Here is a 21,919-nt window from a genome sequence, read left to right on the forward strand (position 1 = left end):
CTTATTTCCACTTGATATTACAGCCCATGCTTGGGTACTGAATTTCAGAAACAAACTCCCCTGCCACCACAGCCCTTAAGGCTCCTCGTAGATCTGTTCCTGTAAGAGGTACATCATTGCCCGGTGAAGAGCCATCCATTCTTCCTCTGTAAACCAGCTTCATCTCTTTGTCAAAAATATAGAAGTCCGGAGTGCAGGCAGCATCATAAGCTTTAGCTACCTCTTGAGTTTCGTCATAGAGATAAGGGAAGGTGTAATCCAGCTCAGCAGCTTTGATTTTCATTTGCTCAGGAGAGTCTTCAGGATAATTCTCCACATCATTTGAGCTGATACCAATAAAGCTCACACCTTTGTCCTGAAACTTTTTGACAATATTCACCAACTCTCCATTGATATGCTTCACATACTTGCAGTGATTACAGATAAACATGACCACCGTAGCTACATCTGATTTTAGTTCATCCAGAGATAGAGTTTTACCAGAAATAGCATCAGGTAAGGTGAAGTCTGGTGCGGTGGTTCCTATCGGAAGCATGTTGGATTCTGTTAGAGCCATTTGTTTTTCTTTTTCTCAAAAATACCAAAAATCTCTATTCTCTGTTTTTTAATCTACGAATATGAAATTAGCCAATATTACGACCTAATTTTGCCGCATGGATTTAGACATACTTCTGAACAGCCGATTTTTTGAGGTTAGTTCTACAGCGTTAAGCGTTTTCATATTTATTGTGGTAAGAACCATCACGGGCAAAGTCATAAAAAGACAGGCAAAAAAACATGACCTTGACCGTGCAAGGTCTCTCTACACTCAGAAGTTCTTTGATGCCACCTGGTTAGTGGTTTTGCTATTAACTTTAGGCTTCATTTGGAATGTCTCCTATAAAGGAATCTTTGCTTCGTTTTTTGCCGTAGCCGGTGTGGCGTTATTTGCTTCATGGTCTATGCTAAGCAATATTACAGCGTCAGTCATTTTGTTCTTTAATTTCCCTTTTAAAATCGGGTCAAAAATCAAAATCATGGACAAAGACGATTCGGTCATTGGAACAGTGAAGGATATCACCTTTTTTGCTATTCAAATAGAAGACGCCGAAAGAAACTTGGTTTCTTATCCTAATAATGTGGCCATTCAGAAAGCCATCGTTCAATTAAAAGACTAGAAAAGTGCCTGCAAACCTCCCTGAAGACTTCAAAAACAAAATGAGTGATTTGCTGGGCAATGAGGTCAATAGCTTCATTGATTGCATTGAGGGTGAATCACCGGTTTCTGTACGAGCTAACCCCAGAAAATCTGTTTCTAATCTTTTTGACGAAATAAAAGGTGAGCTATTGCCTTGGCATTCAAATGCCTTCTATCTTAAAGAAAGACCCGTTTTTACGCTGGATCCTGCGTTTCATGCCGGAGCCTATTATGTGCAGGAGGCCTCATCCATGTTTCTCAAAGAAGCCATCAAACAGACTGTTGACCTCTATGAGCCATTAAAGGTATTGGACCTTTGTGCTGCACCGGGAGGCAAAACAACATTGATAGCAGATCTACTGGAAGATAAAGACATGTTGGTGGCCAATGAGGTTATAAAAGGCAGAGTGGGCATACTCAAAGAAAATCTGCTCAAATGGGGCTTTAGCAATATCATCGTTTCAAATCACGACTCTGAGGAGTTCGCTGACCTGGAAGGCTTCTTTGATTTGGTATTGGTAGATGCTCCATGCTCCGGAGAAGGACTATTCAGAAAAGATAAAGACGCTTCTTCTCATTGGTCAGAAGAAGCAGTAGCCACATGCTCGGCCCGTCAGAAAAGAATTCTACAAGCCGCAGCCATGGCAGTGGCACCTGGAGGGCGACTCATCTATTCTACTTGTACCTATAACCCTGAGGAAAACCATCAAAATGTGAAGAGGTTTTGTTCACAACATGATTTTGAAGAAATAGAACTCTCTGTTGAGAACTTTCAGGGTATAGAACGCCGTGAAGCAGGTTATCAATTTTACCCTCACAGAGTAAATGGCGAAGGGTTTTACCTTGCTGCTTTGAAAAAGACCTTTGGCGATGAAGACTTCGTTTCCTCCAAAATTAAACTGAACAGACTGCCACGAAAAAAGACTGAAATACTTCAGGATTGGCTTAAGAGGCCTGAATATTTTGATCTTTATCTAAAGGAAGATCAGTCTGTCATTGGAATTCCTAAACACCTGAATTCTTCATACGGCTCGGTACTAAAAGCTTTATTTAAACGGTCCTCGGGTTTTGAGATGGGCATGTTTAAAAAAGACAGCTTTATTCCTTCTCATGCTTTGGCATTAAGCACAGAACTTTCAGAAGGAGTTCCTCATTTAGACCTTGACAAAGAAAATGCCCTACTCTTCTTAAAAAAAGAAGCATTTGACTTTGGCAAGCAGGAAAACGGCTGGTACCTTATTCGTTACCAAGGTTTGGGTTTAGGTTGGGGCAAAGTAATCGGGAACCGTATCAATAATTATTTGCCAAAAGAATGGCGTATACGAATGGACATCCCCTCTTAGCTGATCTTGATCTGGTATTTTGCTAATAATCCTTTAGCACCATCCACAGAAAACTGTGCTCCTTTCAGCTTATTTAATTCAGGGTCCATCGCTAGATTTTCTGCTGTCCTGAAATCTACTTTTTGAAGATTTGCTCTCTCAAAACGAGCACCGTTCAAATCACACCGTTCAAAAACAGACGAGCTTAAATCCGTATCTGTAAAGTCGGCATCTTTGAGAATGCAATTTAAAAACAGCGTACTTTTCAGGTTCAAAGCGTAAAAAGAACATAGGCTTAACTGGCAGGAGGCAAATCTTACATCCAATAGAAACGGATTGATCTCACCAAAAAGAATACCCATCATTTTACAACCTTGAAAAGAAACCTCATTGAGCGTGGTGGTCTTCAAAAAGGCGTTTGTGAGATTGCAATCAATGAATTCACATTCAATAAACTTTATACCAGATAGGTGTACACCTTCAAAATTACACTCTTCAAACGTACAAGCTTCATAACTGTCTATCTTCAGCTTTTCTGAACTGAAGTCTTTCTTAACATACTTTTCTGCTTCTATCATAAACTAGCACTCAGGCCTCCGTCCACAGGTAAGTTAATTCCATTTATAGAAGCCGCCACGGGTGAACAAAGAAATGCTGCTGCAGCTCCCACTTCTTCCGCTTCCGCAAATTTGCCTGAAGGTATCCCATCCAAAATTCCTTGTGAAACCTCAGCAGTACTTTTTCCGCTACCAGAGGCTCTCTGCTTGATCACCTGATCAAGTCTTTTAGTAGCTGTAAAGCCAGGTAAAACGTTATTGACTGTAATACCAGTGTGCGATAACTCCTTTGACAAAGTCTTTGCCCATGAAGCCACAGCCCATCTAATTGTATTGCTCACTCCCAGACCAATAATTGGCTGTTTGACAGACACCGAAATGATATTGACTATTCTACCATACTGTTCCTTTTTCATAAATGGAACAAGGTGCTGTGCCAGCAATTGATTGATCACAATATGTTGCTCAAAGGTCTCTTTGAACTTCTCCGTTGACTCTTCAATGATATTCCCTCCCGCGGGGCCACCGGTATTATTGATCAAGATGTGATAGTCGCCCGAGCTTTTTTCAATCGCCGATTTTACTTCCTTTGTTTTTGAAAAATCAGCCAGAAGATAGTGATGCTTTTGCCAGGCACTCTGATCCAGTTCATTGACACGAACTTTCAGCTTTTGCTCGTTACGAGCAAAAAGACAAACCTCTGCTCCTAGCTGAGCTAATTCCTGAGCCGAAGCCCAACCGATTCCCTCAGTACTTCCGCAGACCAAGGCTCTTTTTCCTTTGAGTGATAAATTCATTTATAAGTTCGCTATTTCCGTTTTTGTAAGACCGTTCGTATTTGAACTGATCTTCATAGTCATCCCATTGGTATCCATCGTCATTGACATATCCATATCCTGGTCTACCTCAATCATAAATCCATGGCTGCGGTCAAAGACACCACTTCCATCTCCACTTCCTGTCATTTTTAACTGTCCTTCCTGCAATTCACCATCTACATCCAGTTCACTTTTGATATCAAAAAAAGCGTTCTGCCCATCAAATGATCGCAAAGTGTAGGTATTGTGAATGGTCATCTTCATCTGACCCATTTGGTTCAAGGGCATATCAAAAGGCGTTTCTATTGTAAACTGATCTCCTACTTTGAGCAATTTTTCAGGAAATACCATGCTATTGAGAGAAGAGCCTAATGTAGATTCCATGGCTTGTCTCATTTGCTCTGGCATATCTCCCCTAGACAATGAGTCTGTGACAATAGCCCCGTTCTCAAAAGAGTGCCCATAAATTTTAGTCCCTATCAGATAATCCATTGGTGGCGAAACAGTCTGATCATTGACGGTAGAAACAATTTCAAACTTCTGATACTCAATTACCAATGGAATCACACCATCCGGACCTTTCGCAGAGGTTTCGGTGGTTAATACCATATTGTTTTCACTACTCATGTTCATAGGAAAACCCGGTATTTCTATGTCATTCTCACCTTTATCCATCGCCATGGTCATATCACTTTTTGAGGTGATAGTACTGACATATTTTTTATTCGCTTGATAGCCGGCTTTAAGTCGGATAGCATCCTGAGCCTTGAGCGATAATGATAAAAGCAGGCCTAGGCCTAATGTGTAGATCGTTCTATTTTTCAACATTCTGTAAGCTGTATTTATGCAAATTCTTTAACCATAAGTCTGATTTCCTCCTTGCTAACTTCTTTGTTTTGCCACTGCTCCAGCCTGCGGTTCATCACCGCAAACCATAGAGGAGGAATAGTGCTCATAATGATCATCAGCGGATAACCAAAAGGCATCTGAGGGCTGGCCTCAAAATGCCTTAAAACCTGATAAGGTCTGCTGGCATAAGCATGATGATCTGAATGACGCTGCAAATTGAACAAAATGAGGTTACTGAAAAAGTGATTGGCATTCCAACTATGTAAAGGGTTTACTTTTTCATATCTGCCATTTGGCAATTTCTTCCTTAGCATACCGTAATGTTCGATATAATTGACAGCCTCCAACAGTAAGACCGCTACTATGGCCTGGATCACGAGAAACTGCAATGGACCATTGAGAATAGTGCCTTTGACATGATAAATAGCACCTAGAACTATAGCAAAGAGAATTGGCGTAGCCAGAAAACCAACCAACATAGGGTTTCTGAATGACCACACTTTGATATTTTTCTTGCGAAGTAAGTCTGCCTGTATCTCCCATGCCGATTTAAAGGTGCCCGTGATGGATCTAAACCAGAATGCGTATACAGTTTCGTTTTTTCTGGAAGTAGCAGGGTCTTCTGGAGTAGCCACTCTTACATGATGACCACGATTATGCTCAATAGTAAAATGGTGGTAGAACACCGTTATGAGAGCCAATCGAGCATGCAGCCGAGCCCACTTCCCCGGCCGATGGCCTAATTCATGAGCCACATTAATGATGGTGCTACTGTATATGGCCTGACTCACTATGATTCCATGAATCTGTAAATTTGTAAGCTGATAGTTACTCAGAACATAGAGCCCCCAGCCTAAAAGGAAAAACTGTAAATACACATGACTGTAGACCAAAAAGTCAAAGTACTTATTCTGAATTAGCCCATCAAACTCATCTTTGATGACATTATTTTGGTCTTTCCCAATCAAATAATCTACCAAAGGAATGACGAAGTAAGAAAAAGGTGCTGAGAGAAAAGTGATTGGCTGATCTGGCAAATAAAAACCTGCCAGAATTAAAACGGGAATAGAGAAAGAAAAGACGAATCCTATTTTTTTCCAAACACTCATATTCGGTAAATAATTTTGTATGCCAATCTTATGTCAGTAAATTTAAACACCTAACTCATCACATCCTAAATGTCAGAATTTTTAAGCTATCTGAAACTTGGCTACCTCCACATTACTGACTTAAATGGCTTTGACCATATTCTGTTTATAATAGCTCTATGTGCAGTCTACAGTATTCAACGTTGGAAGGAAGTCTTGATTCTAATTACGGCTTTTACATTGGGGCATTCGGCCACTTTGGCTCTATCGGTTCTTGATATTGTATCTATAGATGCAGGCCTTATTGAGTTCATAATCCCACTGACCATAATGGCTACTTGTTTGGTGAATTTCTTTCATAAATTCCCGAAGAGCATTTACAAGAAAACAAAAAACAATAAATGGGTGAGATATGCTCTGGCTGTGGTCTTTGGTTTGATCCACGGTTTAGGATTTTCAAATTACCTGAAGAGTCTTCTGGGTGCTGAAAATAGCATTGTAGTACCGCTGTTTTCTTTTAACCTGGGGCTAGAACTAGGTCAAATCTTAATTGTGGTGGCGGCCCTGGCGATCAATTTCCTACTGACAGAGTTTTTAAAGGTCAAACAAAAAACCTGGAATTTGATCCTCTCAGGAATTGTGTTTGGAATGGCACTGATGTTAGTGATTCAGTAGTTGGTTGACTGGGGGAATTATTCCTCTTCTGTGGTCATGATAATTTCAGATCCTAATACAAATCCACCTAGTACCAGCCAGGTCATAATTTCAAATGCTAAATCAAATGTCATGGTCAATTTCTTTTGTTTGACCTGTGAGTTTAAATAACTGTTCCTAAGAACATTCTGTGGAATTCTGTGGTCTAATTTTCCACCTCTGTAGTTTTGAAAGTAATTGTAAACACAGAGCCTTCTCCGATATCTGACGTTACATTTATCTCGGCATTATGTGCCTTAAGAATTCCTAATGTAGAGGCCAGTCCAAGGCCTACACCATTGGTTTTGGCCGTATAAAAAGGCTCAAAAAGCTTAGACTGCAGTTCCTCATCCATGCCTATTCCGTTATCAGTGATTTTTACTACCACCTGCTCGTCTTTTTCAAAGGCCAAAAGCTCAATAACCGGCTTCTCAGAGGTAGTTAAGGCCTCTATGGCATTTACCAGTATATTGACAAAAGCCGTACTCACTTGCTCGGCATTAAGCATCAATTGCGGACACTCTTGTACGTCCGTAAGAATCTCTACTTTCTGCATCAAAGCACGGTCACTAACTTGCTCCAGTGCATTATCTATAACCTCACAGATATTAACTCTGGCTTTCTGTACTTGTTTTTCAGAAGCGACGTGTAAAACTTCATTGATCAGTTGATCTATCCTTCGGGCATTTCTCAGCACAATTTCAATCAAAGGAGCATCCTCAGCACTGATGTCAGACAAACTACCTAGGCTCAGGTTTATATTCATCAATGGGTTTCTGACTTCATGAGCCAGCACTTGCATTAATCGGGCTGTAGACTGTAGCTTTTGACTCTGCAGCATGGCTTTTTCCGCCTTGATTCGCTGTGTTTGGTCGGTAAAAATGCCATGAATGAAAAAACGACCGTCCTCTTCAAGCTCAAGCACTGCCGAGAGCAGGCCGGGCTTTAGCTCGCCGTCTCTTGTTTTTACCGTCATTTTAAAATCTTCTATACTCCCCTTCTCTGCCACGATATCCTGCAGATGGAGCATCTCGGTCGGGTCATCAAATAAATGGTGACTTTGCATTTGATAAATCTCCTCCAACGAGTACCCTAAATAATCCTCTGCCGAGGCACTCATGTGAACGATATTTAAATCGTCATTGGCAATAAATATGATCTCTTTGGAATGTTCAATAACGGCTTTATACTTGGCCTCACTCAGTCTTAAAGCTGATAGAGCTTCTGAGTGTTTTAAAGCATAGCGTATACTCCTCTCTAACGAGTCAGCATTAAGACTAGCCTTTTCCAAATAGTCTGAAGCCCCTAGCTGAATAGCCTCCTGATCTACTTTGGTATCCCCCTTGCCTGTTAACATTATAGCCGGACAATCGGGGCTTAGCTCTCGTAATGCCTTAAGCAGTCCCAGCCCTGAATCTCTACCCAGGAGATAGTCAAAGAGATAGATGTCATGCTTTCGCAATTTTACCAGTCGCTCTGCTTTGGAGTAGTTACTTTCCCATTCGAGTTTAAAATCAAGATCAACGGCCTCTGAAAGTAAAGTCTTAGTGATGAAATAATCATCCTCATCGTCTTCAACCAGTAAAATCGAAATTTGACTCATAAATTAAGTGGATGGTAATAAAACATGGAAAGATGCCCCTTTGGAGGATTGTTCGGCCCATATGGCCCCTCCGATTTTATCAATGATGGCTTTTACAATGGCCAAACCCATCCCCGATCCACTAAATTCACCACGACCGTGTATTCTAAAGAACGGTCTGAATACGTCTTCCAGATTCTCCGGAGGTATACCTACTCCATTATCTGTCAAAATAATGTAGGCATAGCTTCTGGAGGAGTTAAGACCCTTCTGACCAATCACCGTAGAGAAGATAGATTTACTTTTCAACTTTAAAACCGGCTTTTCGCCTGAGAATTTCTCGGCATTTCTGATCAATTCTTGCAAAGCATAAGCCAGTTGTCTTTTATCAGCATATACAATCTCTGGAACATCAAATTTGAAGTCTGTCTGTGGGCTCACCACTAAGTCAGCCACCAATTCTTTGAGATTGATTTTCTCTTTTTTAAAGTCAGTGGTTTTGATTCGGCTGAGTTTCAATAAATCATCGATCATAGACTGCTGCCTTCTGGCCGCATCCATCATTCTGGTAAAATACTCCTTCTCGTTCTCTGAAAGTTTTTCTCCCAAACTAGAAGTAAGTCTGTCTCCAAAAGTTACAATCTTTCTAGCTGGCTCTTTTAAGTCATGTGACGCCATATAAATAAACTCGTCGAATTCTTTTTGCAGAGCCTGAACTTGCTCCGGTACTTGATTTGCGTGGGTAGATATGGCCATTACATATTCATTTTTTTCATCTTATTATACAGCGTCTTTCTGTCAATATTCAGCAACTTCGCCGCTTTACTTTTACTGAAGTTCGTCTGTTTCAGAGCATCCATAATCATCTCATATTCTGCCTCATAAGCCGCAGATTTAAGCTGACCATGAAGCCTTCTGTCTGCCTTAACTTCTGGCTCAGCAGGTGCTTCGGCAAACATTAGTTTCTCGTAATTCACGATCTCAAAAGGCAAAGCACTTGCCTCCAGCACTATACCTTCAGTTAAAAGCGTTGCTCTTTTGATGACATTTCTCAGTTCTCTGATATTACCAGGCCAGGTATATGTTTTAAAATGGTGTTTCACCTCATCTGAGAATTCTGTGACTTCCTTCTCCAGGTCTCTGTTGGTTTCATCCAGAAAGAACTGAGCAAACTCAAAAATATCATTACCACGATCTTTCAAAGCAGGCACATCAAGACTAAACTCATTAAACCTGTGGTACAGATCCTCTCTAAATTTACCTTTGGCAATCGCCTCAGGAAGGCGTTCATTACTGGCTACCAAAATTCTGACATCGATACTGATCTCTTTATTACCACCAATTCTTTTTAACTTTTGCTCCTGCACTACTCTCAATAGTGAAATCTGAACATCATAAGAGAGATTGGCTACCTCATCTAAAAAGAGTGTGCCTCCATCGGCTAACTCAAAATGACCAATCTTTTGATTTATAGCTCCTGTAAATGAGCCTTTTTCGTGCCCAAACAACTCACTACCTGCCAATTCCTTTGAAATGGCACCACAATCCATGGCTATGAAAGGACCATCTTTTCTTTGACTTCTTTCATGAATTGTTTTAGCAATCGCCTCTTTACCTGCCCCACTCTCTCCGTAGATGATAACACTGTAATCTGTGGGTGCTACCAGATTTACCTGCTTCATTAGCCTTTTGGAGATTGTGCTACTCCCGAAAATATAATTGGCTTTTTCTTTCTTCTTTGGTGCAGCAGATTTCTTGGTGACCGAAGTACTGGCTTCTTGTGTAGTGGCTTTAAGTGCCTTTCTGATGTTTAATAGAATTTCATCAGGGAATAGTGGCTTTGTGACATAATCAAAAGCCCCCATTTTCATCACGTTAATTGCTACTTTAATATCTGAGTAACCTGTAATGATAATAACCGGCAGAGAAGGCATTAACTCCTTTGCCCTTTTCAAAACCTCAGAGCCATCAATATCGCCAAGCTTGAAGTCAGAAAGGAGCAAATCTGGCTTATATTCAGCAAGCTTTTTCAAACCTGCCATACCAGACAGAGCAGTCTCTACCTCGTAACCGTTTTTGGTAAGGAACCTGTCCATTAACAGGCAAATGTCTTTATCGTCGTCTACTACTAATATTTTAGGCATTGAATAGCTTTACTTATTTATATTGATGAAGTTCGTGTCATACACTTTAGCACCCCTGGCAATTAATCCTAATTCACATATGGTGCGTTTTATTAATATATTCTAAACAAAAGAAAGTCCACATTGAGGATTTTTGAGGAAAAAGGTGAATCAAACCCCTCATAACAATCTCATTATTAAATTATTACAAATATTGCATTCTATGCAATATTGAGAAATTAAGAATTAAACCCTGACCCAAAATGAGAATTTTTGGGGAATATGCTCCCCAAAAAGAGTAAAGCTAATCGTATGAATAAAAAACTAGTCAACCTGATTTTTGGAATATCACTGGCAGTGCTTCTTTTTTTAAGTATCCTGACGTTTGACAGGCTCAGCACTTTTAAGGAGTACTCAGATACCATTGACCGGTCTAACCAGACTTTGCTGGCGATTTCTAATCTCAAATCAGGTTTTAATACGGCTATTGCACAGCAAAGAAGCTATCTCATCACCAAAGATACCACATACTATTATCAGTTTCAGGAAGAAAAAAATAGTTTAAGACATACGCTACAGCTTTTCAAAAGACTCACCCGGGGCGACAAAGTTCACCAGTTTTATGCCAAAAAAATCAATGAAGAGGTGGATGATCGGATTCAAAGTCTCCTCGTTGAGGTAATTAATGATACCTCCACCGCTAATTATAAATATGTGCAGAACGAGTTAATTCTCAGAAATGAGAATATTAATAAAGAGTTTTACGACCTCCTGGATAAAACCGAAAGTCACGAAAAAATACTGTTAAAAAAGAGGCTTAGGATAAAGGAGTTTGAAGAGCAATTCACTCCATTCCTTCTTTTTATTCTCACCTTAGGGATACTCGGATTTTTAGGGTATGCTTTCGTTTTGCTTAGCAATGAACTCAAACAACGTGACGAAGCCACCCTCCTCCTGCGGGAAAATGTAGAGAACCTCAATAAGTCAAATCAGGAACTGGAACAATATGCTTATGTGGCATCTCATGATTTACAGGAACCACTTCGAAAAATTAGAATGTTTGCTACAAAGCTTCTTAGAGATCACGGTGAAAAGCTTGATGAAAGCGGTCTCAATCTATTGGAAAGAATGGACGCCTCAAGTGAGCGAATGACTCACCTGATCAATGACTTATTAAGCCTGTCCAGACTGATGTCTGATGAGCCTGAAACAGAATTAGTACCCCTCAATACCATCATCAATGAAGTAACAGATAGTTTTGAAGATAAGCTGGAAGGAATAGAATTGGATATTGGCGAATTACCTGAAATAGAAGGGCATAAAGGACAGCTTTACCAATTGTTTCAAAATCTGATTGGCAACGCCATAAAGTTCAGAAGACAAGATATTGACTCTTTTATTCGAATAAGAGCTTATACCAAAACCAGGTATTTTGATGATGATCCGGTTCAATTCAAGCATATTGTGGTGAAGGACAACGGTAAAGGCTTTGACCCACAGTTTAAGGCCAAAATGTTTACCGTATTTGGTCGTCTGGAAAAAACATCGGATATAGAGGGTACTGGTATCGGGCTTTCTATTTGCAACCGCATCATGCAAAATCATGGTGGTGATATGGATGCCGACGGTGCCATAAATGATGGGGCAGAGTTTCACTTGTATTTCCCTGCCTAGAGCAAAATCAGGAATTAAAAACATAAGAGTGATGAAAACATACAGAATAATGATAGCCGAAGATGACCCGGATGACCGTTTTCTGATGGAATCGGCACTGGAAGAAATCAATTGTGAATGCCAGGTAGAATGGATAAATGATGGCAATTCTCTAAAAAACAGACTGGCTGAAAGTAAACTACCTTCTATACTCATGATGGATCTGAATATGCCGAAAATTGACGGAAGACAGATGCTGAAGTTTATTAAAACCACTCCTAGATTACAGCATTTACCCGTTATGATAATATCTACCTCGGCGGCAGAAGAAGAGGTAAAAAATGCTTATCAAAATGGTGCAGCAGCCTATTTTGTTAAACCTGCGAAGTACGATGATCTTGTGGCCATGCTGAAATCAATCATTCATTTCTATTGCCAAACAGCGACTCTGGCTTTTGAAGAGGCGTTATAGATTTCAAATACTTTCTGTCTCACTTTAAATAAAAACACCCGACGGAAACCGTCGGGCATTTTCTTTAGAGAACATGTAAGTGTATCTTATCTTAATCTAAAGTCGATTGTACCGAAGTAATTATTGGCAGAATAAACTTTACCCTTATAGAAACCAGACTCCAGATCTTCTAACTTCACTTTGAATGTCACTAATTCCGGGCCTTTTGATGGGTCATACGTCTCTGTAGCGTGTACAGCTACCGGAATGGTACCATTGGCTCTGTTAACATTCACTTCACTTGTATAACCTGGAAGTGGCTCAATTTTCTCATTAAATAAACTTAGATAAAGCGTTTCTTTTCCTTTCATTTCCTTCATCAGGAACTCAGGCATCAGGAACGAAACTGTGACCGTCTCGGCTCTCTTAGCCTTGCTGGTTAGCTTACCTCTTTTGTCTGCAACTTCAATTCTGAAATTATCGGCAGGTGCATCATAGATTAGTTTCTGATAACGCGTATTCAGGTCCTTGAAATCAGCTTCTAGAGCTGCATATTTCTGCTCCCAAGCCATTACTTCAGCTTTTAGGTCTGCGTTCTCTTTCTCCAGAACCGGAACTACCTTCAGATCCTCAGCCATTTGATCTTTTATAGCATTTAACTCTACTAGCTGAGAATTCAGACTGTCAATCTCCATTTGACGTTTTTTCTGCTCTGCTTCTATACGAGCACGTTCCTTTTTCATCTTGAAAGCATAAGCTTTATTATTCGCCGCTTTCTTTTCTTCCATTGCAGCTAGTTCTGCAGCCGCTTCTTCTGAAGCCTTTATTCTAGCTTCTAATTCAGCAGATAATGTAGAGACTTCATTCTCTAGCTCAGTTTTCTTATTTGTAAGTGTCATGGCCTTCTCTTCAGTCATAGCCAGATTCTTTTCAGCCTCCTGAGCATTTTGATACTGATAAACACCTACCATTGCGGCGGCCGCAAAACCTACTCCTAATAATATTGAGGTTATCCCCGCTGTCTTTTTGTTCGAATTTTCCATATGAATTTGTTTTAATTTCTGCTCATCATTTGAAAATCCTATTCCCTTAGGTTTTGAATACAGACCATTGGACTAAACGAGCAAAGGATTGCTCAGATGAGCAAAAACGGGTAAATAAAGGGAGAAAAGCAGCCTAAATTTTTCGGGGGAATTTTGGGGAAATAGCTACGCGTTTTTATTCCCCTTTTTTACCAAAAGAGTATTGGAATATAATTTTTTGGATTCTGGTAAATCAAACTGCTAGAATTATGAAAACTCAACACTTATTCCTTCTATTATTGGTAACATCTACTCTTATTTCTTGCGATGCTGTATCTGATATTTCTCCTTTAGGAAATAAGAAGAACAGGGTCTCGGTAAATCAGTTGATGACCAACCAAGCTGTCAATGGTTATGATGTAAAATTCAACCAAACTTATGGTGAGAATAGATTTCAAACTTATGATTTGTATATACCTAAAGTAGACAGTCTTGATCCTGAAAAAAAATCTGTTTCTGTGGTGCTGGTTCATGGAGGCGGCTGGAGCTTGCTCGATAAAAGCTACCTTAACGAGGCGGCACAACACTTTAAAAATCAGAACCTTAACATCACCATTTTCAATATCAATCACAGACTCGCTGGTATAGACAGTGTGACCTTTAATGATATGATGGATGATTTTGATCTGTTTTTTGATCATCACGATAGCCTGAAGACAAGCCTGAACTTAAGCAATGAAGTGGTACTTTGGGGCTATAGCTCCGGTGGGCATTTGGCACTTTCATATGCCTATAAAAAAGACCATAAAGATATAGCCGCAGTGACTGCTGTAGCTGCTCCTACAGACCTTACCGAAGAGCCAATTTTCAATGGCATAAAAGACGATAAAAATCGAAACCTGACAGAGCTTTTGATTGGCCAACCGTATCAGGAAAATCCTGCAGCATATAAGGCCGCAAGCCCCTATTATGATGTCGATAGAAATAGCAGTAATACACTTCTCTTCTACGGTGGGAACGATAATTTAATTCCTCTGTCACAAGGAGAGAAAATAAATGCAGAATTAAATAAAAAGAAAATTCATGCTGAGTTACATCTCATTCCTGAGGCAGACCATGAAATGCATGGTAAGATGAATCAGATCGTAACAGAAACAGTAGAATTTATGAAGACCTTATAATAGTGGTTAGATTAGCTTAGTAACAATCCCCACCGCCCATGGCAGTGGGGATTTTCGATTTAGATCAATGAACTCCAATAAAACAGCGAAAAGCTTCTCATACTTATCCACAATTTCAAAACTTATCGACAAAAGAAAAGCCAGCCATTTCACCGCCCTAAAATCGGTTATATTTGTAGTCCTCAAAATCAACTGACATGGGAAAAATAATATCTATTGTTAATCAAAAGGGTGGTGTAGGTAAAACTACGACGGCTATTAATCTTTCTGCATCATTGGCAATCCTGGATTATAAGATCCTGATTGTAGACACCGATCCGCAGGCTAATGCCGGCTCCGGCCTTGGTATTGACAGTAAAGAGCATACGCATAATATCTACTCTGCTCTTGTGGGAGAGTCTGATATCAAAGACTGTGTACTTTCCACTGAGATACCCAACTTAGATGTTATCCCATCTCATATAGATTTAGCCGGATTTGAACTTGAAATAGTCAATCAGGTTGCTCGTGAATATATACTTAAAGAACTGGTAGCACCTTTAAAAGAAGAATACGACTTCATCTTTATCGATTGCTCACCATCACTAGGCCTTATGGTAATTAATTCCATTGTGGCCTCTGACTCTGTTTTGATTCCTGTTCAGTGTGAATACTTTGCACTGGAAGGAATCGCAAAACTTCAAAACACTGTAGACATCATTAAAAAACGTCTGAACCCTGAATTGGAGATGGAAGGATACGTACTCACCATGTATGATGGCCGTACAAATCTCTCAAAAATGGTAGTAGAGGACGTTAGAAACTACTTCAAAGATGACTGTTTTGAGACCATTGTTCCTAGAAACGTAAAGCTGGCAGAAGCACCTAGTTACGGAGTACCTGCACTATTAATGTTCTCAGGAGAGAAAGGCGAAGAGTTTGATATTAAATTCCTGGAAAATAAAGGTGCCATAAGTTATGTAGACCTTGCCAAGGAAATGCTTAGAAGAAATAATCTTCCTGAATTCAAAGCAGAAATTACCATAGCGGCGTAAGATGGCAAAAGGACTGAGTGCACTACTAAGTGACAGCGATTTAGTGGTTTCGAAAAAGGTGGCCTCGTTTGATGGAGTAAAGCCAGTAAAGGTTTCCAGCATTAAAACCAACCCTTATCAGCCGAGAACTGAGTTTGACCAGGAAGCTCTGGATGAACTTGCAGAATCTATCAAAATCCATGGTATTATTCAGCCGCTTACACTTAGAGAGGCTGAAAACGGATCATACGAACTCATCTCAGGTGAAAGAAGATTAAGAGCGTCCAAGTTAGCAGGTCTAGATGAAGTACCAGCTTACATCAGAAACGTAGATGACCAGCGTTCGCTGGAAATGGCCCTTATCGAAAATATTCAGCGTGAAAACCTGAATGCTATCGAGGTGGCCCTTTCTTTTCAAAGAATGATAGATGACTGTGGCCTGAAGCAAAGTGAGCTTGGAGAGAGAGTTGGTAAAAACCGTACAACAGTCAATAATTACCTTCGTCTTTTACAATTACCAGCCCCTATCCAGTCGGCTATTACATTGGGTAAAATCACCATGGGTCAGGCACGGCCTTTAATTACGATTGAAGACGAGGACTTTCAGCTTGAACTGCTTCAGAAAATCATGAATGAAGGTCTTTCTGCCAGAAAGGTAGAAGAACTTTTGAAGGAAGCCAACAAGACAGATGGCAGCTTTTCTCCCCTGGAAACCTACCGTGAGGATATGAGAATTGAAGAAATCTCCCTAAGAGGCAAAACCAAAGTGCCTTTGAAGATCAAGGTGAATGCCATTGACAAAGGCTTTGTTTCCTTACCTTTTCAAAGTGAGGAAGAACTGCAAAAACTACTGACACAATTAGGTCTGGATAGCTAGTACTTTCTGGGATTATTGAATTTTTCTGCCCTATGGCAAAACAAAACCGAAGATTAACACCAAGCCCGAAGCCCGGAAGAGAACCTGTTCTTTTCCAGCAGCTATCGCATGTGCAGGCTCTGGAAGCCAATGTGCTTGGTGGTATCATTAAGGAAAAAGATGCCCTTACTTCGGTTATTGATATCTTGAAACCTGATAGTTTTCAGGATGAAAGACATATTGCCATTTATCAGGCTATCCTTGCCTTATTTGGTAAAACTGAGCCCATCGACCTACTCACAGTCACTAATCAACTCAGACAAAACGGTGAATTGGAATTTGTAGGAGGAGCATCTTATGTCTCCAGAATAATGACCAATTCTACGGTGGCCCATATTGAGCAGGATGCACGTATTATTGTTCAATACGCCATCAGAAGGCAGATCGTAAAGATTTTGGACACCGTAAAAAATAAGGCCTACGAAGACACCACAGATGTGTATGGCCTTATGGACTCCACGGAGCAATCACTTAGAGAAATTCAGGAAGGAAACTTAAATAAGAATATCCCTGAGCTGAGTGCAGTAGTTCAAAAGACGTTGGAGGAGATCAAGAATAAGTCTGATCAGAATGCCGAGCACAGCAATGTACCTTCTGGTTTCCCGTCACTGGATAGAGTTACAGGTGGTTTTCATAATACTGAACTAATCATTATAGCTGCCAGACCTGGTATGGGTAAGACAGCCTTCGTGGTTTCAGCTTTGAGAAATGCGGCGATTGACTTTCATTTGCCCGTGGCACTATTCTCTTTGGAGATGTCTGCCCAGCAGGTGATGCTTCGATTGATCTCTGCCGAGGCAGAAATCGATAGCCAAAAGCTTAGGAAAGGCGAACTGGACAAAGACGAGTGGCACTCATTACACTCCAGACTTAACAATCTCTCTACGGCCCCAATTTATGTAGATGATACTCCGGCACTTTCTATTCTGGAACTGAGAACTAAAGCACGAAGACTGAAGGCTTTTCATAATATCAAAATGATCATCATTGACTACTTACAGTTAATGACCGCCGGAAATATCAAACAAGGCATGAACCGTGAGCAGGAGATTGCCGCCATCTCCAGATCACTCAAAACCTTGGCGAAAGAGTTGAATGTACCCGTAATTTCCCTTTCTCAGCTGAGTAGATCAGTAGAAACACGTGGGGGCGATAAAAGACCTCAGCTTTCTGACCTTAGAGAGTCTGGTTCCATTGAGCAGGATGCCGATGTGGTGATGTTCCTTTACAGACCTGAGTATTATGATATTGACTCTCTGGAAGATGGTTCGAGCACCAAAGGCTATGCCGAAATGATCATCGCCAAGAACCGTAGTGGTGGTACCGAAGATGTTAAAATGAGATTTATTGGTAAGTACACCCGCTTCGCCGAGTTTGATGGCTTCCATGTCTCTGCCGAAGAGTATGAACAACAAACCGGCATTACCATTGGAAGTAAAGCGAATGAGATGTAGAACCCCCTACACCTTCCTCTTCTTCAAATTATACTTTTCTAAAAACTCAAGAATGAGCCTTTGATAGGCTTGAAGGCCCTCAGATTCTGACTTTCTGGAAGCAATGACAGGAATTTGACTGGCTGTAGAATCGATGAAGTTAATGTCACGATTGATGTAGGTATCAAAAACATCATCTCCGAAATTCTCACGCATAAGTGCTACCATTTTTTTAGATAGGTCAGAGTCGTTATCATACATGGTCATGAGAATTCCTTCTACATACAATTCCGGCTTGAGACGTTTCTGAATGATTTTGATAGTATCCAGCAGCATTTCTAAACCTTCTAAACCAAAATACTCACACTGAAGTGGTATCAGAACCGAATCTGATGCCACCAGGCTATTCACAGGAACAATACCCAAAGACGGTGGGCAGTCAATAAAAATAAAGTCGTAGAGTGGTTTGATCACCTCCAGCTTATCGGTGAGAATAAACTCGCGGTTGGTTACTGTCACAAGTTCTATCTCTGCTCCTACCAAATGCTGGGTAGACGGAATAATATCCAGGTTTTTTCTACCAGATGGTATGATACAATCCTGAATGGGAGCCAGATCTACCAATGCAGCATAGATACTCTTATTATCATATTCCATATTGATACCCAATGCTACAGTACATGAAGCCTGATAATCGGTATCGATCAAAAGCACCTTATAGCCTCTCATGGCCAAACCTACGGCCAGATTGACACTGGTTGTGGTTTTACCCACACCACCTTTTTGGTTAGAAATAGCAATGACCTTTGGAATCATTCAGAAAGCTCAAAATTGAAGTTAAAAGTAGGTAGATTTTATAAAAAAGCAGTTTTGAACCCTATTTTTTCGATCCACAATTCATCAACGTTGACCGCGTTAATGGATTGTCGTTTGATTTGATTTATCAGAATAATTTACCGTTTGTGCAACATCGCCTTTATCTCCGCGACATTAAGATGTAGTTTTGAGGTTGTTCTGAACACCCGAGCAGAATCCAAGGCAATTAAGAAAGAAACATTCCCTCGTGCGGGTAGAGGTGCCGAGTATATTGACACCGAAAGTTTACATAGAAAAAAACACAGAATTAGTTAAAAGGTGTATTCATGGCGACCGCAAAGCTCAGTACGAACTGTACCGACTTTATTCGCGTGCCATGCTCAGTACCTGCATGCGTTTTATAAAACAGCAGGAAGAAGCTGAGGATGTACTACAAGAGGCCTTCATTGATGCATTTACCAAAATGTCGTCGTTTAGAATGGAGTCTTCTTTTGGCCTTTGGCTAAAACAAATTGTAGTGAATAAGTCTATCAATTACCTACGAGCCAAAAAACTGGAGCTGGTAGATATTGAGGATCACAAATATAAAATTGAGCCCGAAGAGCCTCTTCATATAGATGAGGAAGATTTGGCCTATCAGGTAGAAAGTGTGAGCAAAGCAATGGAGCATTTGCCCGCCGGCTACCGTACCGTTCTAAATATGTACCTTTTTGAAGGGTACGACCATGAGGAGATAGCTCACTACTTAGACATCAGTGAGAGCACCTCAAGAACACAATATATGAGAGCTAAACAGAAACTAGTGCAGTTGATAAGAAATGGACAAGCTTAAAGATTTCGTTGAACAAAACCGGTCTGCTTTTGACCAAGCCACTCCTTCAGAAGGACTTTGGCAAAGAATAGAGGCAGGCTTAGACTTACAAGAACAGCCTAAAGAAGGAAAAGGCCTTCTTCGTAAGTTGCCGTTTTTCAAAATGGGTATAGCAGCCTCGGTAATCCTTTTATTGAGTATAGGTTACATGGCTGGTAAATACAGCAGACCTATCCAGGAAAATAAAGATGTACTGGAGCTCAGCACTAAATACGGTGCTGAACTGGTTAGGTACAGTTCTTTTGTGGATGAGAAAAAAGCACAGCTCATGTCATTTACAGAGGTAAATCCTGTGCTAATGCAACAGTTCAATAATGACCTTAGAACCTTAGATGAGAGTTATGGGCAACTTAAAAATGAATTGCCACGTAACCCTAATCAGGAGCAGATTTTAGAGCAGATGATTGACAATCTAAACTGGCAAATTCAGCTACTGGATCAGCAGCTGGAGGTTCTGAAAGAAGAAACCAAAAAAGGGAGTTCATCGCCGGAGTGGAGCACCACTTCAGAACAACAGGATACCCCCATCCAACTGGTATAATTATGAAAAAGCTATTTTACATTATTTCTTTCACGCTTCTTGGACTGTCTCAGGTTCAAGCGGCTGGCGGATGCTGTCCAGACCTCACTTTTAGTGATGCATCTTCCTTGGAGAATCTGATAGAAAAGAAAAAGAAGGTTACGCATACACATCATCTTAGCAGTAAAGATGATATCCATATTGATAATCATTTCGGTAACGTAAAAGTCAAAATCTGGGATAAAGAAGAAGTTAAAGTCAATATTGAGATTACAGCCAATGCTGAGACAGAGAAAAAGGTAGAAACCTTCCTGAACATCGTCAAAATTAAGTCTGAGAAGAAAAACGGAACCGTCTACTTTACTACAGATCTGCAATGCCTTACCTCAGCTTTTGAAGATAATGTAGGAAGCGGACCAAATGAACGCAACTTCTTAAAAGTGGATTACGAAGTATGGATGCCCCAAAACCATAATTTAGCTGTGAACAATTCTCATGGAGACGTCTATATTCCAAAATTTCTTGCGGTGCTGGACCTTCATCAAAAGTATGGCAATTTGTACGCCGATCAGATCAGAAATAACTACTCAAATATAGAACTGAACTTTGGCAAAGGCTTCATTAAAAACATGAAGGGCGGGCAGCTAAACGCCAAACAAACCTCTCTTTTGATTGACGTAGCAGAGGATATTACGCTCACCAATACCTGCGGTAATGTAAAGGTTCTCTCTGCTGATAATATTGACATGAAAACCACCTATGGTAAAGGTCACGTGGCCAAAGTGAAAGAGTCGTGTAAATTTCAGGTAAAATATGCCAAAGCCTTCACTCTGGGGGAGATCATGGACAATGTAGAAGAGCTGGAAATTGAGAGTTCACATACCAATCTGGAATTACCACTTAATGCTAAAGGCAAATACGAGCTTAGCACAGTTACCAATAATACAGACCTCATACTTACTGAACAGCCTAAGGTTAAATACCTGGCCACCTCAAATGCCCAGGAAAAGAAAATGCTCATAGGTACTGACAAAGAGAATGAGGCCACCAAGGTTAAACTGAAGTGCTCTTACGGTAAAGTAGAAGTTAAATAGGGAGCTTTTGCTACCTTTGGGCAGCATCTCACTATAATCTATGTCAATCAAGCATTTCTTTAAACAGCTATTTAGCGGAATTTCGGCTAAAATTCAGGATGGCCCGCTAAAGGGCAAAAAATGGATATTGACCTCTGGATCTAAATTTATCAAAGGAACTTTTGAGAACTATAAGGCTCAGGCTTTTCTACAACACTTTAAGCAGGATTATGTTTTCTTTGATATCGGAGCCCATTTCGGCTACTTTTCTTTAATGGCCAACTCCAGATCAAAGAATATCTTTTCTTTTGAGCCGAGGCCAGCAAACAGACGCTTTTTTGAGAGGCACATGGCTTTAAACAAAGCCGAAGGTGTTCAGCTTTTCCCATATGCTATTGGAGATAAATCAGGAACAGTACGCTTCAATACCCAAACCGGCTCTGCTACCGGTCATGTATCATCTGATGGAAACCTGGAAGTAGAAATGATTTCTATTGACGAATGGGTAAAGCTAAATAAGTTACCTAAACCAGATTTTATCAAAATAGATGTGGAGGGCGGTGAGCTTGAAGTTATCAAAGGATGTACTGATACCATTATGGGTTATAAGCCCAAACTTCTGATAGCCACCCATGGTGAAGATTTACACCAGAGTGTTCTAAATTTTCTGGTAAAAAGTGAGTATCAATATGAAGTACTAGAACCGGAATCAGAGCGAGGTGACACAGAGATAATGGCAATTCCTAAAAGATAATCCGCTC

The 21,919-nt window shown here is 40.4% G+C and carries 23 protein-coding genes; 13 read left to right on the plus strand and 10 right to left on the minus strand.

The window, feature by feature from the left end; translation table 11 throughout:
• Nucleotide 1 precedes the first annotated feature (1 nt).
• The gene (locus ACUXV0_RS08710; RefSeq protein WP_446192698.1) at nucleotides 2-556 is read right to left on the minus strand and encodes a thioredoxin family protein; all 555 of its coding nucleotides are present in this window, start codon (nucleotides 554-556) and stop codon (nucleotides 2-4) included.
• 97 nt (nucleotides 557-653) lie between these two features.
• Between ACUXV0_RS08710 and ACUXV0_RS08715 the strand changes: the two genes are divergently transcribed.
• Together ACUXV0_RS08715 and ACUXV0_RS08720 are read left to right on the plus strand one after the other, a co-directional pair.
• The gene (locus ACUXV0_RS08715; RefSeq protein ID WP_446192699.1) at nucleotides 654-1,157 is read left to right on the plus strand and encodes a mechanosensitive ion channel domain-containing protein; all 504 of its coding nucleotides are present in this window, start codon (nucleotides 654-656) and stop codon (nucleotides 1,155-1,157) included.
• A gap of 4 nt (nucleotides 1,158-1,161) precedes the next feature.
• Nucleotides 1,162-2,520 carry a methyltransferase RsmF C-terminal domain-like protein gene (locus ACUXV0_RS08720; protein ID WP_446192700.1) on the plus strand — a complete coding sequence of 453 codons (1,359 nt, stop codon included), beginning with the start codon at nucleotides 1,162-1,164 and terminating at the stop codon, nucleotides 2,518-2,520.
• Here the strand turns inward: ACUXV0_RS08720 and ACUXV0_RS08725 are convergent.
• Genes ACUXV0_RS08725 through ACUXV0_RS08740 form a run of 4 tightly spaced genes read right to left on the minus strand, consistent with a single transcriptional unit; the run spans nucleotide 2,517 to nucleotide 5,832 of the window.
• Nucleotides 2,517-3,077: a pentapeptide repeat-containing protein gene (locus ACUXV0_RS08725; RefSeq protein ID WP_446192701.1), complete on the minus strand. Its 561-nt coding sequence runs from the start codon at nucleotides 3,075-3,077 to the stop codon at nucleotides 2,517-2,519. The two genes, ACUXV0_RS08720 and ACUXV0_RS08725, sit on opposite strands and share 4 nt — an antisense overlap.
• Complete coding sequence (locus tag ACUXV0_RS08730; protein ID WP_446192702.1) at nucleotides 3,074-3,853, minus strand: SDR family oxidoreductase; 780 nt, start codon at nucleotides 3,851-3,853, stop codon at nucleotides 3,074-3,076. Before ACUXV0_RS08730 ends, ACUXV0_RS08725 begins: the two co-directional genes overlap by 4 nt.
• Nucleotides 3,854-4,702 carry a DUF6263 family protein gene (locus ACUXV0_RS08735; RefSeq protein ID WP_446192703.1) on the minus strand — a complete coding sequence of 283 codons (849 nt, stop codon included), beginning with the start codon at nucleotides 4,700-4,702 and terminating at the stop codon, nucleotides 3,854-3,856.
• A 14-nt stretch (nucleotides 4,703-4,716) separates the two neighbouring features.
• Complete coding sequence (locus tag ACUXV0_RS08740; RefSeq protein WP_446192704.1) at nucleotides 4,717-5,832, minus strand: alkane 1-monooxygenase; 1,116 nt, start codon at nucleotides 5,830-5,832, stop codon at nucleotides 4,717-4,719.
• A gap of 69 nt (nucleotides 5,833-5,901) precedes the next feature.
• On the opposite strand from ACUXV0_RS08740, the gene ACUXV0_RS08745 reads away from it, so the two are divergent.
• Nucleotides 5,902-6,486 carry a HupE/UreJ family protein gene (locus ACUXV0_RS08745; protein ID WP_446192705.1) on the plus strand — a complete coding sequence of 195 codons (585 nt, stop codon included), beginning with the start codon at nucleotides 5,902-5,904 and terminating at the stop codon, nucleotides 6,484-6,486.
• Nucleotides 6,487-6,670: 184 nt separating this feature from the next.
• Here ACUXV0_RS08745 and ACUXV0_RS08750 read toward each other — a convergent pair whose 3' ends face one another.
• The 3 genes from ACUXV0_RS08750 to ACUXV0_RS08760 are packed head-to-tail and all read right to left on the minus strand — an operon-like array spanning nucleotide 6,671 to nucleotide 10,230.
• The gene (locus ACUXV0_RS08750) at nucleotides 6,671-8,107 is read right to left on the minus strand and encodes an ATP-binding protein (RefSeq protein WP_446192706.1); all 1,437 of its coding nucleotides are present in this window, start codon (nucleotides 8,105-8,107) and stop codon (nucleotides 6,671-6,673) included.
• Between the two features lie 3 nt (nucleotides 8,108-8,110).
• Complete coding sequence (locus ACUXV0_RS08755) at nucleotides 8,111-8,842, minus strand: sensor histidine kinase (RefSeq protein ID WP_446192707.1); 732 nt, start codon at nucleotides 8,840-8,842, stop codon at nucleotides 8,111-8,113.
• Complete coding sequence (locus ACUXV0_RS08760; RefSeq protein ID WP_446192708.1) at nucleotides 8,842-10,230, minus strand: sigma-54-dependent transcriptional regulator; 1,389 nt, start codon at nucleotides 10,228-10,230, stop codon at nucleotides 8,842-8,844. Before ACUXV0_RS08760 ends, ACUXV0_RS08755 begins: the two co-directional genes overlap by 1 nt.
• Before the next feature lie 291 nt (nucleotides 10,231-10,521).
• Between ACUXV0_RS08760 and ACUXV0_RS08765 the strand changes: the two genes are divergently transcribed.
• Together ACUXV0_RS08765 and ACUXV0_RS08770 are read left to right on the plus strand one after the other, a co-directional pair.
• Complete coding sequence (locus tag ACUXV0_RS08765; RefSeq protein ID WP_446192709.1) at nucleotides 10,522-11,883, plus strand: sensor histidine kinase; 1,362 nt, start codon at nucleotides 10,522-10,524, stop codon at nucleotides 11,881-11,883.
• 31 nt (nucleotides 11,884-11,914) lie between these two features.
• A complete protein-coding gene (locus ACUXV0_RS08770) occupies nucleotides 11,915-12,334 on the plus strand; it encodes a response regulator (RefSeq protein ID WP_446192710.1) in 420 nt (139 codons plus the stop codon).
• An 86-nt stretch (nucleotides 12,335-12,420) separates the two neighbouring features.
• Here ACUXV0_RS08770 and ACUXV0_RS08775 read toward each other — a convergent pair whose 3' ends face one another.
• On the minus strand, nucleotides 12,421-13,356 hold the full coding sequence (locus ACUXV0_RS08775; protein ID WP_446192711.1) for a hypothetical protein: 936 nt from the start codon (nucleotides 13,354-13,356) through the stop codon (nucleotides 12,421-12,423).
• 248 nt (nucleotides 13,357-13,604) lie between these two features.
• Here ACUXV0_RS08775 and ACUXV0_RS08780 point away from each other — a divergent pair, with 248 nt between their 5' ends.
• The 4 genes from ACUXV0_RS08780 to dnaB all read left to right on the plus strand — a co-directional run bounded on the left by ACUXV0_RS08780 (nucleotide 13,605) and on the right by dnaB (nucleotide 17,899).
• Nucleotides 13,605-14,516: an alpha/beta fold hydrolase gene (locus ACUXV0_RS08780; protein WP_446192712.1), complete on the plus strand. Its 912-nt coding sequence runs from the start codon at nucleotides 13,605-13,607 to the stop codon at nucleotides 14,514-14,516.
• 197 nt (nucleotides 14,517-14,713) lie between these two features.
• Nucleotides 14,714-15,550, plus strand: a complete 837-nt coding sequence (locus tag ACUXV0_RS08785) for a ParA family protein (protein ID WP_446192713.1) — start codon at nucleotides 14,714-14,716, stop codon at nucleotides 15,548-15,550.
• A 1-nt stretch (nucleotide 15,551) separates the two neighbouring features.
• Nucleotides 15,552-16,406: a ParB/RepB/Spo0J family partition protein gene (locus tag ACUXV0_RS08790; RefSeq protein ID WP_446192714.1), complete on the plus strand. Its 855-nt coding sequence runs from the start codon at nucleotides 15,552-15,554 to the stop codon at nucleotides 16,404-16,406.
• Nucleotides 16,407-16,438: 32 nt separating this feature from the next.
• Nucleotides 16,439-17,899: a replicative DNA helicase gene (gene dnaB / locus ACUXV0_RS08795; protein ID WP_446192715.1), complete on the plus strand. Its 1,461-nt coding sequence runs from the start codon at nucleotides 16,439-16,441 to the stop codon at nucleotides 17,897-17,899.
• A gap of 6 nt (nucleotides 17,900-17,905) precedes the next feature.
• Here the strand turns inward: dnaB and ACUXV0_RS08800 are convergent, their stop codons facing one another.
• Nucleotides 17,906-18,694: a ParA family protein gene (locus ACUXV0_RS08800; protein ID WP_446192716.1), complete on the minus strand. Its 789-nt coding sequence runs from the start codon at nucleotides 18,692-18,694 to the stop codon at nucleotides 17,906-17,908.
• Nucleotides 18,695-18,965: 271 nt separating this feature from the next.
• Between ACUXV0_RS08800 and ACUXV0_RS08805 the strand changes: the two genes are divergently transcribed.
• From ACUXV0_RS08805 to ACUXV0_RS08820, 4 genes are read left to right on the plus strand one after another with little or no spacing between them, the layout of a single operon-like run.
• Nucleotides 18,966-19,526, plus strand: coding sequence for an RNA polymerase sigma factor (locus ACUXV0_RS08805; RefSeq protein ID WP_446192717.1), 561 nt, complete (start codon nucleotides 18,966-18,968; stop codon nucleotides 19,524-19,526).
• Entirely contained in the window at nucleotides 19,513-20,106 is a 594-nt protein-coding gene (locus ACUXV0_RS08810; RefSeq protein ID WP_446192718.1) for a hypothetical protein, read from the plus strand. The genes ACUXV0_RS08805 and ACUXV0_RS08810 overlap by 14 nt, the downstream gene beginning before the upstream one ends.
• Before the next feature lie 2 nt (nucleotides 20,107-20,108).
• Nucleotides 20,109-21,179: a hypothetical protein gene (locus tag ACUXV0_RS08815; RefSeq protein ID WP_446192719.1), complete on the plus strand. Its 1,071-nt coding sequence runs from the start codon at nucleotides 20,109-20,111 to the stop codon at nucleotides 21,177-21,179.
• A 40-nt stretch (nucleotides 21,180-21,219) separates the two neighbouring features.
• Nucleotides 21,220-21,912, plus strand: coding sequence for an FkbM family methyltransferase (locus tag ACUXV0_RS08820; protein WP_446192720.1), 693 nt, complete (start codon nucleotides 21,220-21,222; stop codon nucleotides 21,910-21,912).
• The last annotated feature ends 7 nt before the right edge of the window (nucleotides 21,913-21,919 follow it).

The organism is Jiulongibacter sp. NS-SX5 (assembly GCF_052828545.1).